Source organism: Acinetobacter sp. 24-47-39 (assembly GCF_056783825.1).
In genome coordinates this window covers 1-13,203 of record NZ_JBWYIP010000004.1, presented here as the reverse complement: position 1 = coordinate 13,203, position 13,203 = coordinate 1, and the positions used below count along the sequence as shown (strand labels likewise).

Sequence of the window (13,203 nt, the reverse complement as noted above, 5' to 3'; positions counted from 1 at the left end):
ATGTCGCTTAAAAAAGGGATTTTAACGGTGATTGGTCTTTTGGCTGTCACGCTCATGGCTGCGTTTTTTTATTTATGGCAACCATCAGGAAAGCTCTCCGAATTTAATCAATGGAAGGCTAAAATAGACCAACCCGTCAGTGAACAAAAATTAAATGTTCGCTTTTTTGGCGTTTCCACATTGCTATTTGATGATGGTAATTCACAAATTCTAATTGATGGTTTTTTTAGTCGACCATCTCTCATGACTATTGCTTTACAACGCCTTTTCAGTGATCAAGCACTGCTTCACAATATGATTCAGGACCATGAGCTTAAACGCCTCAAAGCCATATTGGTGACCCACAGTCACTATGATCATGCTCTGGATATCTCAGTGCTCGGAACTTCACTCCCAAAAACTCACATCATTGGTTCGTTGAGTACATTAAATATAGCACGAGGCGGCAAAGTGCCTGAGCATCAATTGAAACTGGCTGTGCCTTTTCAAGCACTACAATTGGGTGCATTTCGTATTACGCCTATTCCCTCACAACATACGCCACCTACAGCAGTGAACAATGATTTAGGTGAAGAGATTCTGCATCCACTGCCTCAGCCAGCACGTTTTTATGAGTTTAAAGAGGGCGGTAGTTTTGATTACTTGATTGAGCACAATAATCGCAAAATTTTAGTTAAAGCCAGTACAGGCGCGCTTCCTAATCAATTTCAAAAGTTAAATGTAGATGTCTTGTTTTTAGGAGTTGCTCAGCTTTCTAAACAATCACCCGAGTTTCAACAACAGTATCTCGCTGAAACTATTGATCAGTTGCAACCCAAAGAAGTCATTCCAATTCATTGGGACAATTTCTTTAAACCACTTTCACAACCTTTAGAATTTCTACCACGAATAGCAGATAATTCTCCGAAAAGCCTACAACTCGTGATTGATCATGCACAGCATCAAGGTCGAAAGGTGACTTTACTGACGGAGCCTTACGCATACCCAATAATCAGCTCAACGACGCCTTAATTATGGGTTAAAATTAAGGCATCTCATGATTGATTGAACATTTTGCGAAAGATAATTCATATCGATATGGATGCTTTTTACGCTTCTGTGGAGCTTAGAGAGCGTCCAGAATTAAAACACTTACCTGTGGTCATTGCATCTCATCACCCACGGGCCGTCGTTGCAGCAGCATCATACCCAGCTCGTGAGTATGGCTTACGTTCTGCCATGTCGATGACACAAGCTAGAAAACTTTGCCCACAAGTGATCGTCATTGAGCCAAATTTTTCTAAATACCAACATGTTTCAGCTCAAATTCATGAGATATTTCAAAAATATACCAGCATCATCGAACCCTTATCGCTGGATGAAGCATATCTGGATGTCACTGAACATTTACAACAGATTCCAAGTGCTACTGAAGTTGCGATGCATATTCGTGATGAAATATTTCAGCTTACTGGATTGACCGCCTCAGCAGGCGTTGCACCAAATAAGTTTTTAGCCAAAATTGCATCTGATTGGAATAAACCGAATAGCATTTGTGTGATCAAACCCAATCAGGTGCAACAGTTTATCTATGATCTTCCACTCAAAAAAATCCCTGGTGTAGGAAAGGTCACACAGGAAAAATTAAAAGCTTTGCAACTCGAAACACTCGGGGATTTACAGCAGGTCGAAGAAAACTTTCTCACTCATCATTTCGGAAAATATGGCAAACAATTATTTCTCTATGCTCAAGGGATCGATGAGCGACCTGTTCAAAGCGAACGTCAAAGACAGCAAATTTCTAAAGAAACCACGTTTGATGAAGATCTTTTTTTAAACCAATGTGATCAATTTTGGACTTCACTGCTTTCTCGTGTTTGGCAAAATCTTCAAAACAAGGAAATGATCGCTAGAGGTATCAGCGTCAAACTCAAACTTAAAAATTTTCAAGTTTTACAACACTCTAAAAGCTTTAAACAACCTTTCAATCACATAGAGGATTTGCAACTGGCACTCAAATTATTGTTAATGGAAATGAATATTCCTGATGAATATCAGTTTAGACTCATTGGTGTTGGGGTGTATCAACTTTCAGAAAAACAACAAGACACGCAACTCAATTTATTCGGATTGTAAATTTCGTCTAGTTTTCATGCAAAAGAACAAAATTAAGTCAATTTTTTTCGCCTTTTTTTCCTTTTTAGAGTAATCTAATCGCGCAATACATTTACCCATGTGTCTGCTGAGATGTTGTTAGAAGACCTATATCTAACACATTTGTCCTGTGATTGGCGTGACAATCCATCCGAATATTACAGGGCACTCTAATCTGAATGGGTACAATGTCCTTTCCCTCCAAATATTTCTGATCTCCTCCCATAAAAATAAACTTTCAGAGATACAGCAATTAAACCGAATTCATAGTTCCACTTCCCCTATACTTTCTAAATCCTATACGGCATTTCATAATCTATATTTATATCTATAAGGGATGAGCTTTATGTCTGTTCAACGTTTACACGTTCAAAAACGTTTTTCTGAGGTCGCTATTTTTGGTCACTTCGTTCATCTGGCAGGTCAGTTAGCAGAAGACACGTCGCTCGACATTCGTGGACAGTCACAACAAACCTTTGACATTATTGACCGTTTATTGGCTGAAGCAGGTACAGATAAAAGCCATATCATGTCTGTGACAATCTATCTAAAAGATATTGAAAAGGATTATGTAGCATTCAATGAAGTTTGGGATGCATGGGTTTCTGATATTCAAGCCCTACCGCGTACATGCGTAGAGGCCAAACTGTATCATCCCGATGTTCTTGTTGAGTTAACGGTAATAGCCGCGAAACCTTGATAAAAAAAGCATGCCTGAGCATGCTTTATTATTTCAAAGATGATTAGCTAAATGCGCGAATATCTGCCAATCGCCCAGCACTATACTTTTCTAATTTATGCTCAATCACGGATTCGTCTACCCATTCAATTGGCATTTCCTCGGTGTACTCATCCAAAAAATCACGTCTTAACTGCACATATTCTGGCACAGCATGGTAAGAGATCACTTTGTATCCCGCGGTTTCAAGTAATGCATTTTGAAACTGTAAAGTATGTCCACGTTTGAATGAAAATTTATCTTCTAAACTGACAATGGCAAGAACTTTACAATCCTTATTCATCACCACAAAATCAGCAAACATTGACTCATATTTACGGCGTGTACGTGGTAACTTTGTGGTCAGTAAGGCGTCAAAAGAGACATGTGCCAAAATATGCGCATTTGGCATGATTTCTTTAAGACGATTGAAAGTTACTTGCTGATAGGGGCTAAACACTGCTCTTTGACGGAGCATGCTATCAGAGGGTTGTTGATGCTTTAATCCTTTATAAGCAATGAACAACACCACAGCGAGTATGATCACACTCGCGATGATCATGATATCCATGACTAGTATCCTTATTTGAATTCTTATCGTTAATTTCTTTTTTAAACTACTTCAAAAAACACAACTTTTATTATTGTTTCATTATGCTGATGCTAAACATCGCATAGTCCAAGTGAAAAGCGCTCCAGACCAAGCTTATATTAAACATGTTCCGCACTTATTGGCTATAGTCTAAAACATGAACCACATCACACTATTACATAATTGTTGGACAATGAAAAATTTTTCATTTGAAGATAATACAATATCACCTGAAATGAAAAACTCAAAACCACACTAAACTACTAATTTAAATGATTTTATTTGAATAAAAAAGAGATTGATCCAAATCAAGCCCAATATTCCGATAAAATGAGCATCACCGAAAATATTGTATAGAAAATGTTCAAAAAAGGACGCCGCAGCGTCCTTTTAAAAGAAATTATCATTTATGCACGAGACTTGGGGTTGGATTTACCCTTAGGTTTCCCCTCGCCAAAAGGTTTTTTGCGATCTCCAGTCTCACGTGGTGGCAAACCAGTGTGCTGTGTCAAGATTTGGCCTTTCTTCGGACGATTATTTTGTCCTTGTGATTGACCACGATTAGCGGTTTGACCCGTACGTTTTTGTGAATCACCTGCAACAGTTGAATTTTTCTTACGTGCAGATTGATATTGACCATCCGTGCCCTGAGGCTGATACGTCGGAATCAAATGTTGCTTAGAATTACCAATTAAGTCCTGACGACCCATTTCTTTCAAAGCTTCGCGCAGTAAAGGCCAGTTATTTGGATCATGGTAACGTAAGAAAGCTTTATGTAAACGGCGGCGTTTTTCACCTTTTACAATGTCGACATCTTCAGTATAACGTGCCACTTTCGCAAGCGGATTTTTACCGGTGTAGTACATGGTGGTCGCAGTTGCCATTGGTGATGGATAGAAGGTTTGTACTTGGTCAGCACGGAAACCATTCTTTTTCAACCAAATTGCAAGGTTCATCATATCATAATCGGTTGTACCCGGATGCGCCGCAATAAAGTAAGGAATAAGATATTGTTCCTTACCTGCTTCTTTACTGAAACGATCAAACATTTGCTTAAAGCGGTCATACGTCCCAATACCCGGCTTCATCATTTTATTGAGAGGGCCTTTTTCGGTATGTTCAGGAGCAATTTTTAAGTAGCCACCGACATGATGAGTGACTAATTCTTTGACATATTCAGGGTTCAATACTGCAAGGTCATAACGTAGACCCGAACCAATCAAAATCTTTTTAATACCTGGTAAAGCACGAGCTTTACGATATAACTGCGTAAGAGGTGCGTGATCAGTATGCAAGTTTTGACAAACACCCGGGAACACGCACGATGGCTTACGACAGTTCTTTTCAATTTCTGGATCTTTACATGCCAAACGATACATATTGGCTGTTGGACCACCTAAGTCCGAAATAATGCCTGTAAAGCCCGGCGCCGTATCACGAATCTTTTCAACTTCACGTAAGATCGATTCTTCAGAACGGTTTTGAATAATTCGACCTTCATGCTCCGTAATCGAACAGAAGGTACAACCACCGAAACAACCACGCATAATGTTCACAGAGAACTTGATCATGTCAAACGCTGGGAAACGCGCATCGCCATAAGATGGATGTGGTAGACGTGCATAAGGCAAGTCGAACACATAATCCATTTCTTCTGTGGTTAATGGAATTGGCGGTGGATTGATCCAGACATCACGCTCACCATGCTTCTGCACGAGTGCGCGCGCATTCCCTGGATTGGTTTCTAGATGCAAAATACGGTTTGCATGGGCATAAAGCACTGGATCATTGGCAACTTCTTCAAAAGAAGGTAGACGAATCACAGCCAATTCACGTGGTGGCAATTTATGTTTAATCGCCTTAGATGATGGCTGTAACTGCACAATTTGAGTATCTGCATCCAAATTGTCGCCTTCACGAACAATCGGATTGCTGACCACTTCTTTTTGGAAATTCTGATACTGCGTTAAGCTGTTGCCTTTGTCTTTCTCAATTTCACAGCCATCAATATCTTCGGTCATCACATATGGATTGATGATTGGATCAACACGGCCTATGGTATCGACATCATTTGATGCGATCTCAACAAATTTAGCTTTCGCTGCACGGTTATGCTTATTAATAATAAATGCAGTACCACGAACATCAGTAATGTCTGTAATTTTTTCGCCTTTGGCTAGACGGTGCATCACTTCAATGATTGAGCGTTCACCATTACCATACATCAATAGATCGGCTTTTGAATCCATTAAAATAGAACGACGAACTTTGTCAGACCAATAGTCATAATGCGCAATACGACGTAATGAGCCTTCGATACCGCCTAGCAGAACAGGAACATCAGGGAACGCTTCACGACAACGTTGACAATAGACTGTTGCTGCACGGTCAGGACGTTTATTCGGTTGGTTATCTGGAGAATAAGCATCATCTGAACGGATCTTACGGTCAGCCGTATAACGGTTGATCATAGAGTCCATGTTACCTGCCGATACGCCCCAAGCAATATTTGGTTTACCAAGTACACGGAATGCTTCAACATTCGTCCAGTCTGGTTGGGCAATAATACCAACACGGAAACCTTGCGCTTCAAGCACACGGCCAATGATACCGGTTACAAATGATGGATGATCGATATAAGCATCACCACAGACAAAAATAAAGTCACAACTATCCCAACCGAGTTGGTCCATTTCCTCGCGTGACATCGGCAAAAAAGGCGCGGGTTCAAAACAAGACGCCCAATATTTGTCGTAATCAAACAACGCTTTTGGCGCAGTCTGAGCGGTATAAGCAGTAGACATGGCTAGCAATTCTCGGCTGGCAGATGGAAGATCAAAAATTAGATCAAAGATGAAAGCCGATCATTTTACCATGAATTCAACTCAACTTGCTTGATTAAAAAACAATCAAATACAACTGCTTAAATTTTCTATTCATCACTGATGACCTAAGACCTGTTTCTGTACATTTAACATACAACCAAATCTAAACAAAAAATAATATGCATTTAATTTCAGCAACTTGAGCTTAGCAATTGACTCAATTCCTTTACGACTGATGATTTGGGTAATAAACAAAGTTGCTTTTCATTTTTATAGTGTTTAAAAAAACGAAAGGCGTTTAATCGTGCTCAAAATAATACTCACAACCGTTGCCACCATGATGGCTTTATCAATTTCCAATTTGGCTTGGACTCAAACTAAAATTCCACAGTCTTACCAGCAACAAGCAGCTTGGCAACAATTACAACAAAGACTCCCTTTGAAATTTCGTATCAACGACCAAAACAAACCACATGAGTACTACTGGAGTTGGAATGATTACCGTGTACATGTCGATGCTTATCCCAATACTAAAGCGCCAGCCAAAGTCATTTTATTACATGGCGTAGGTACAAATGGTCGTCAGATGAGTTTAATCCTTGGGCGTCCACTTGCCCAAAAAGGGTATGAAACCTTCGCATTGGATTTACCCGGTTATGGTCTGACGCAATACCCTTCAAAAAAAGAAATTCGTTATGATCATTGGGTGAAATTGGTCAATGATTTTGTGAACGAACAAGCTCAAAAAGATGATCGTCCTATTTTCCTTTATGGACTCTCAGCAGGTGGAATGCTCACCCTACATGTGGCTATGCAGAATCAACATGTCGATGGCATCATCGGAATGACCTTTTTCGATCAAGAGTTTAAAGACGTTCAAAAAGGAACCATGCGTTTTAGTGCTCTAAGCCCTGTTCTTTTGCCAAGTATGAAAGCAGTAGCACATACCCCTTTGAAGCAAATCACCTTACCTATGTCCTTGGTCTCAAAGATGTCAAAACTCACCAATGACCCTGAAGCCTTAAGAATCATGTTGGCTGATAAAACATCTGCAGGTAATAGCATGAGCGTGGAGTTTTTAAACAGCTATATGCATTACCAAAAACCATATCCTTTGACTCAGTTTAATCAAGCACCTGTGTTGCTGACTCAACCTGAACAGGATCAATGGACTCCTTTAAAATTGAGCCAACCTGTTTTGAAACAGTTGAAAGTACCTTATCGTGTGATGAGTTTACAAAATGGCGGGCACTACCCTGTGGAGCAACCTGCATTAGATCAGCTGGTAAAATACAGTGATCAATTCATTCGTGAAAATTTAAAACGCTAAATTGATCTATTGAACGATAAATGAATCACTTAGATTGTTTTGTAAGCATTTTCCTACAATCATCTCTTCCATTGTCGGCTATGCATATCAACGACACTGGACTATTCTTAAACCATCAGGAAACAGGAAGTTTCCCAAACAAAAAACAACAATAATAAGTTTGAGCATCAGGACGTGAGGTACGACAGGAGTTATACCTAAAAGCAGCCGATACGAAGAAAAGCCCATCAGGAAGATGGGCTTTTCTTTTTCTTGCACATAGAATTTTTAAGCACACTACACGTTGTCACGCTTGTAAAACAATTATTCACCATGCTTTTTCGCTTTCACAACACTTTCATGCATTCCATTTGTTAGTTTTAAAGTGTGTCACGCAACAACTCTGACTGTAATTTCCAAAGTGCAAGCGACTTATGCTGTTCCTACAACACGGAATATCCTAGTGCAAACGGCTTGCATACAAAATTTTAAAGATTGAGGATGTGAACATGGCAAAAGCTTTATTTATTACTGCAAATTTTGGTGTTGAAAAAGATGAATTAATCAAACCCTTAGCATTTTTAAAATCAAAAGGGATTGAAACCTATCATGCTGCTGAAGAAAAGAAATCTGTTCAGACTGTGGTTGGGGATCAAGAGCCTTCAGATCAAGTTCAACCTGACATAAGCTTTGATGAAGTCAATGCAAACGACTATGACATCCTGATTATTCCTGGGGGAACGGTCAATGCGGATAACTTGCGAATTCATCCACAGGTTCAAAAATTGATTCAAAGTTTTGCTGACCATCAAAAACCAATCGCAGCTATTTGTCATGCGCCTTGGACGTTAATTGATGCGCAACGTATCAAAGATAAAAATCTGACGTCTTACAAGTCAATAAAAATTGATTTAGAAAATGCAGGCGGTAAATGGGTCGATGAAGAGGTGCATCGTTGTAATACTGGCGGTTGGCCGCTCATTACTTCACGTTGTCCTGATGATATTCCTGCATTTAATGAAGCCATTTATAAAGAATTGACGCAGTCTTAAACGATTAAAACCCCTTTTTAGGGGTTTTATTTCGCATGTTTTACAGACTTTTTAAGTAATCTACGATTTCTTGCTCGCCTGCCATTTCAGCAAGTTCTAAAGCTGTAAATTGCCCCTTGTAAGCAACATTTGCACCTTTTGCGACTAGCAGTTGTACTACATCTAAGTACCCATTCTCTGCGGCTGCTTGAAGTGCGCTATAACCTTCATCATCAATTTGGTTTACATCAGCTCCGTTGTTTAAAGCTGTTTCAACTTCTGTGATTTCGCCTAATGAAGCCCAATAGATCAGTTCAGGAAGATGAAGTTCGCTATCATCGTCAGGGAGTGGGGAGAATGAATTGAGTTTCATAGGAATATAATCAATTTAAATTACTTTAACTGATACTATAACTCATTTCGCTGTAAAGACTCCTTTTCAAATTTTAAGGCTTCTTTGTTTGAGCCTAAATATCTGTTGATTCCATCAATAGCAAAAAATCCACTAATTGGATTTTCATGATGACCAATTATTAAACCTCCTAAACAATTCTTTGCAGTACAGTTTGCAATAAGAGTACTGTTATTAGTGATTAAAATATTTGTTGGACGTATTAGAATTTCTACTCCGTTCCGAAGAAATCTACCCCTTTTGAATATTACTTTATTAGGGGGACAGAATTGTATTTCGATTAAAATCTTTCGATGGTTTTCTCTAACTGTAAGAGTAGTACCAATTAATTGGATATCCCAAGCTGATGGTTTGTAAATTAATTGATTATTTTTAATATGAAGTACTGGAGAATTATACTCATTAAAAATTACTAGGTTTAATAAAAAATGACCGTCAGCCAATATCAATCCAATTAGAGGTACTCCATCAACACTTAGTGGAATCATTGCAGTGCCATAACCATTATCACTACAAGTGAAAGTATTACCCCCTATTTCAACAATTGCTTCTTCACCTGAAAAATGTAATAGATATGGTTTTGATACTCCTTGTCGCAGGTTGAAAGGATCTTCATTAGCTTTTCTAACAACCTCCTTCGGTAATAATCCATTAGTTTTCTCACGATGATGATGATCACAAAGTAGCGTTATCTCTTCAGCTATATGACGCTTAACTAAAGCCCATTCTTCCATATGCTCATATTCATACAATGGCATTCCACAAATAACGCATCCAAAACCACATCTTTGTCTAACTTCTCTTTGTATAGGTAATGGAATATTTCTACTACTTACTTTTTCTTCGAGCATATTTTAAAATTAATCTTATCAAAATTAGTAGTTTATAACATAAAAAGCCCCCTTACGGAGGCTTTTAAAACATTCATTTATTTAAGCTTTTGCAATACTTGGCTGACTTGAACCAATCTTTTCAGATTCACTTTCATTCATAATCAAAGCCACTGCAATTGCGGTAATCAACACAGGTAAACCTACTGCCATAAAGTTAAAATGCGCTGGTAAGTTCATCCCAAGTAACCCGCCAATCAAGATTGGACCTACAATTGCTCCCATACGACCAATCGCAGACGACCAGCCAATCCCTGTTGAACGAACTGCCAATGGATAGTACTGAGCTACGTAGCTATATAATAACATTTGTGAACCAATCGACGCAGCACCTGCCAAGAACACCAAGATGTAAAGTAACAGCATATTCGACTGGAAGCCCATTAAGCTCATCACAATCGCACCCATTAAACCCAAGAACATCAATACAGGTTTTAAATGGTAACGGTCTGCCAAGATACCACCACCAACGATCCCCACTACCGCACCAACATTCATGACCATCATGAACATTAAGCTATTATCCATTGAGTAGCCCGCAGCCATCATCAATTTCGGTAACCAGCTGCTGAGTGCGTACATGGTTAATAAGCATGTAAAGAATGCAACCCAGAACAACAATGTATTTACAGCGCGGCCTCGACGGAACAAGCTGACAACAGTTGCCGATTCAGGCTCATCTACTTGATCTAGCTCGAAAGTTGTATCTTTCTCAACTTTTACTTTAGGTTCAATCTTCGCCACGATTTGACGAGCTTCTTCCTGACGATTTTCTTTTACGATGAAGGTTAAAGATTCAGGTAAGAATTTCCAAATAATTGGAAGTAAAAGTAATGGAATACCTGCGATAAAGAACATGATTTCCCACCCAAAACTTGGTGTAAACCATGAACCTAATAATGCAGCCATCACACCACCTACCGCATAACCACTAAACATAGTGGTTACCAAGGTGCTACGCATTTTTTGAGGTGCATATTCTGAGGTCAAAGCCACAAGGTTTGGCATAACACCACCAATCCCTAAACCTGCCAAGAAACGCAAAATACCGAACTCAGTTGGATTGGATGCAAAACCACCCGCAAAGGTTAATCCACTGAATAAAATAATACAGATCATAATGACTTTTTTACGGCCAATCTTATCTGCTAAAGAACCAAAAATCATTGCGCCAAACATCATCCCTGCAAGTGCAGTACTTGCGAGCATGCCTGCTTGAACAGCACTTAAACCCCATTCATCCATCAGTAATGGTAAAACTACGCCATTAATTGCTAAGTCATAACCATCAAACAGGATAATGAGTAAACACCAAGCGACAACATTGAAGTGAAATGGTGTGAATTTAGCATGGTCAATAATTTTATTGACGTTCATTGCTTGCTGTGACATTCCTCACCTCCTGTGAGAGATCGTATTTCAATAATCTTTAAGCACGATCCAACCAACTTTGAATTTAATTGTTGTGAGCGACGCATCAAAATCGTGTGCTTAAAGTCTGTGAGGTAAATTTCACATAATTCTGTGTTAATAAAAATTGAACGTTAGTCTAAAATCCAATCAAAATTAGGCTTTTTATCTAAATATCGCATTAGACCAAAGTTAGTTTGACTTATGAAAATCAGTGTTTCCATCATTTTATTGGTGAGTAATGATGATATCTCTCTCAAATACGAATTTATTAAAGTACTTATTTAATTATGATATTTTTCACTTAATTTAATAAAAAACCTCATAGATCAAAATCCATGAGGCCTTGAACAATTAATATAACTTTTTGTCTAATTTAATCTGAATAATTTCATTATCATCTGCAAGTTTTGCATTACGTCCACTCGAACCCGGAAAATTATTGTCATTCAACACTGTGATTAAATCAGGTCCTTCAATCACAATATCTTCAATGGTAAAGAATGGAAAACCGAAACGCTCACCCGTCATAATATCGCCCTCACGTGGCGTACCATATAATAAATTTGGATTTGCAATATCCATTAAATTGACTAAGTCTATCTTGTTAACCAACTGCTTCGGTTCATTCAGTTGTATTCGAACTAATTTCTTAAAACCACCAATATTATTTTCAGTATCATCACGCTCAATTACAATACCTTCATTTTGACTAAATAACTGGAAATCACCAATTGCTGTTGCTTTAGGGTCGAGCTCAAAATAGTAATGGTCATTTGTATATGCTTTTTTAGCAATATCAAATTTTGAAATTAATAAATGTCTTTGCGCATTCTTGCTTAATGGTTTTTCCAGCATTGGATATAAATATTGACCATCTGGAGAAATAGCCATACCTTCAAATCCACCACTTCTTTGCACGAGCGCATTTTCTATTTCAGCCGCACTTTGATGAAGTTGATTTTGTGGAGATCGAAGCTCTTCTCCTTCTTTTTCAGGATGAGGCAATGCAATCGGAGCACTCTTTAAGACACCATCAGCACTAAAATGCAGTAAAAATGGACCGAATTCATCTCCGATCCAGATATCACCATTTTTATCACGCTGTATAGATTCCGGATCAAAATCAGCACCTGTTAAAAGTCGTTCTGGCGTACTCTCATTGACAATTTTGAATGGTACTAACTTATTCGGATCACGAAGCTGTATATGAGACAGTACTTTAACGTTATTTGAGTTGGTCTTAGCAGTTCTAAAATCTACTGAAATATTATAAAGGCGCAATAGATAGTCTGCTGAGTTATCTTGTGCCCCAAATCCATTATCAGACATTACAAGATACGTTTCATCAGCATTTTTTAATGCCCCAGAAAATCCTTGAACTGGCTGACCTTTAAATGGCGGATAAATACCGTTTGCACCTTTAACATAAAGTCCTGAATCTGGTCCATCGGCATAGGTAGCCACATCAAGCTTTGCAAATGAAACAAGTGTAGGTTCATTTATTTGATTTTGTTGATCTGAGGTGATCTTATCATCAGAATCATTACAACCGCTAAGGGCTAAAAATGACAATAGCACTGTGCTTAAAAGTGTCTTGTTCATAAATCCATATGTATCACTTAATTAAGGACTCATGATTAAACGGCATGATGGTGTCATTCCTCTGACAGATCAATGAAGATTTGATTAAGGCTTTTATTATTAGTTCCTCACTATATAAAAATCTTTATCAGTGAGTTCTAAAATACATTTCCCTTTATATTTAATTCTTTAATTCTTTATTATCCCGCATAAAAAAACACCCCCTTCTATTGAAGGGGGTGTTTAGAATAATGAGCTGGCGATGACTTACTCTCACATGGGTAACCCCACACTACCAT

The 13,203-nt window shown here is 38.5% G+C and carries 11 protein-coding genes; 5 read left to right on the top strand and 6 right to left on the bottom strand.

The features are described 5' to 3' along the window. The 3 genes from AC1M9C_RS05170 (at nt 1) to AC1M9C_RS05160 (ending at nt 2,833) form a co-directional block, all read left to right on the top strand. Nucleotides 1–1,011: an MBL fold metallo-hydrolase gene (locus AC1M9C_RS05170; RefSeq protein WP_481953326.1), complete on the top strand. Its 1,011-nt coding sequence runs from the start codon at nt 1–3 to the stop codon at nt 1,009–1,011. 42 nt (nt 1,012–1,053) lie between these two features. Next, nucleotides 1,054–2,115, top strand: a complete 1,062-nt coding sequence (dinB, locus tag AC1M9C_RS05165; RefSeq protein ID WP_481953325.1) for a DNA polymerase IV — start codon at nt 1,054–1,056, stop codon at nt 2,113–2,115. A 364-nt stretch (nt 2,116–2,479) separates the two neighbouring features. Next, nucleotides 2,480–2,833 (top strand): RidA family protein, encoded by a 354-nt coding sequence (locus AC1M9C_RS05160; protein ID WP_035268129.1) that lies wholly within the window; start codon nt 2,480–2,482, stop codon nt 2,831–2,833. Nucleotides 2,834–2,876: 43 nt separating this feature from the next. Here the strand turns inward: AC1M9C_RS05160 and AC1M9C_RS05155 are convergent, their stop codons facing one another. Then, entirely contained in the window at nt 2,877–3,422 is a 546-nt protein-coding gene (locus AC1M9C_RS05155; RefSeq protein WP_035268130.1) for a DUF2726 domain-containing protein, read from the bottom strand. Between the two features lie 428 nt (nt 3,423–3,850). Beyond that, the gene (locus AC1M9C_RS05150; protein WP_481953324.1) at nt 3,851–6,247 is read right to left on the bottom strand and encodes a YgiQ family radical SAM protein; all 2,397 of its coding nucleotides are present in this window, start codon (nt 6,245–6,247) and stop codon (nt 3,851–3,853) included. 325 nt (nt 6,248–6,572) lie between these two features. Here AC1M9C_RS05150 and AC1M9C_RS05145 point away from each other — a divergent pair, with 325 nt between their 5' ends. Both AC1M9C_RS05145 and AC1M9C_RS05140 read left to right on the top strand, forming a co-directional pair. Continuing rightward, on the top strand, nt 6,573–7,598 hold the full coding sequence (locus tag AC1M9C_RS05145; protein WP_481953323.1) for an alpha/beta hydrolase: 1,026 nt from the start codon (nt 6,573–6,575) through the stop codon (nt 7,596–7,598). Nucleotides 7,599–8,086: 488 nt separating this feature from the next. Beyond that, nucleotides 8,087–8,629, top strand: a complete 543-nt coding sequence (locus tag AC1M9C_RS05140) for a type 1 glutamine amidotransferase domain-containing protein (protein ID WP_035268133.1) — start codon at nt 8,087–8,089, stop codon at nt 8,627–8,629. Between the two features lie 40 nt (nt 8,630–8,669). On the opposite strand, the gene AC1M9C_RS05135 is transcribed toward AC1M9C_RS05140, so the two are convergent. The 4 genes from AC1M9C_RS05135 to AC1M9C_RS05120 form a co-directional block, all read right to left on the bottom strand. Further along, the gene (locus AC1M9C_RS05135) at nt 8,670–8,981 is read right to left on the bottom strand and encodes an ankyrin repeat domain-containing protein (protein ID WP_035268134.1); all 312 of its coding nucleotides are present in this window, start codon (nt 8,979–8,981) and stop codon (nt 8,670–8,672) included. 35 nt (nt 8,982–9,016) lie between these two features. After that, nucleotides 9,017–9,871 carry a cell division protein gene (locus AC1M9C_RS05130; protein WP_035268135.1) on the bottom strand — a complete coding sequence of 285 codons (855 nt, stop codon included), beginning with the start codon at nt 9,869–9,871 and terminating at the stop codon, nt 9,017–9,019. Between the two features lie 81 nt (nt 9,872–9,952). After that, nucleotides 9,953–11,302 carry an aromatic acid/H+ symport family MFS transporter gene (locus tag AC1M9C_RS05125; RefSeq protein WP_092767403.1) on the bottom strand — a complete coding sequence of 450 codons (1,350 nt, stop codon included), beginning with the start codon at nt 11,300–11,302 and terminating at the stop codon, nt 9,953–9,955. Nucleotides 11,303–11,674: 372 nt separating this feature from the next. Continuing rightward, entirely contained in the window at nt 11,675–12,925 is a 1,251-nt protein-coding gene (locus AC1M9C_RS05120; protein ID WP_035268143.1) for an esterase-like activity of phytase family protein, read from the bottom strand. Nucleotides 12,926–13,203: the final 278 nt, after the last annotated feature.

Coding starts and splice junctions, on each gene's coding strand:
- AC1M9C_RS05170 (WP_481953326.1), top strand. CDS start 1: ATGTCGCTTAAAAAAGGGATTTTAACGGTGATTGGTCTTTTGGCTGTC.
- AC1M9C_RS05130 (WP_035268135.1), bottom strand. CDS start 9,871: ATGCTCGAAGAAAAAGTAAGTAGTAGAAATATTCCATTACCTATACAA.
- AC1M9C_RS05140 (WP_035268133.1), top strand. CDS start 8,087: ATGGCAAAAGCTTTATTTATTACTGCAAATTTTGGTGTTGAAAAAGAT.
- AC1M9C_RS05120 (WP_035268143.1), bottom strand. CDS start 12,925: ATGAACAAGACACTTTTAAGCACAGTGCTATTGTCATTTTTAGCCCTT.
- AC1M9C_RS05135 (WP_035268134.1), bottom strand. CDS start 8,981: ATGAAACTCAATTCATTCTCCCCACTCCCTGACGATGATAGCGAACTT.
- AC1M9C_RS05155 (WP_035268130.1), bottom strand. CDS start 3,422: ATGGATATCATGATCATCGCGAGTGTGATCATACTCGCTGTGGTGTTG.
- AC1M9C_RS05125 (WP_092767403.1), bottom strand. CDS start 11,302: ATGTCACAGCAAGCAATGAACGTCAATAAAATTATTGACCATGCTAAA.
- AC1M9C_RS05160 (WP_035268129.1), top strand. CDS start 2,480: ATGTCTGTTCAACGTTTACACGTTCAAAAACGTTTTTCTGAGGTCGCT.
- AC1M9C_RS05150 (WP_481953324.1), bottom strand. CDS start 6,247: ATGTCTACTGCTTATACCGCTCAGACTGCGCCAAAAGCGTTGTTTGAT.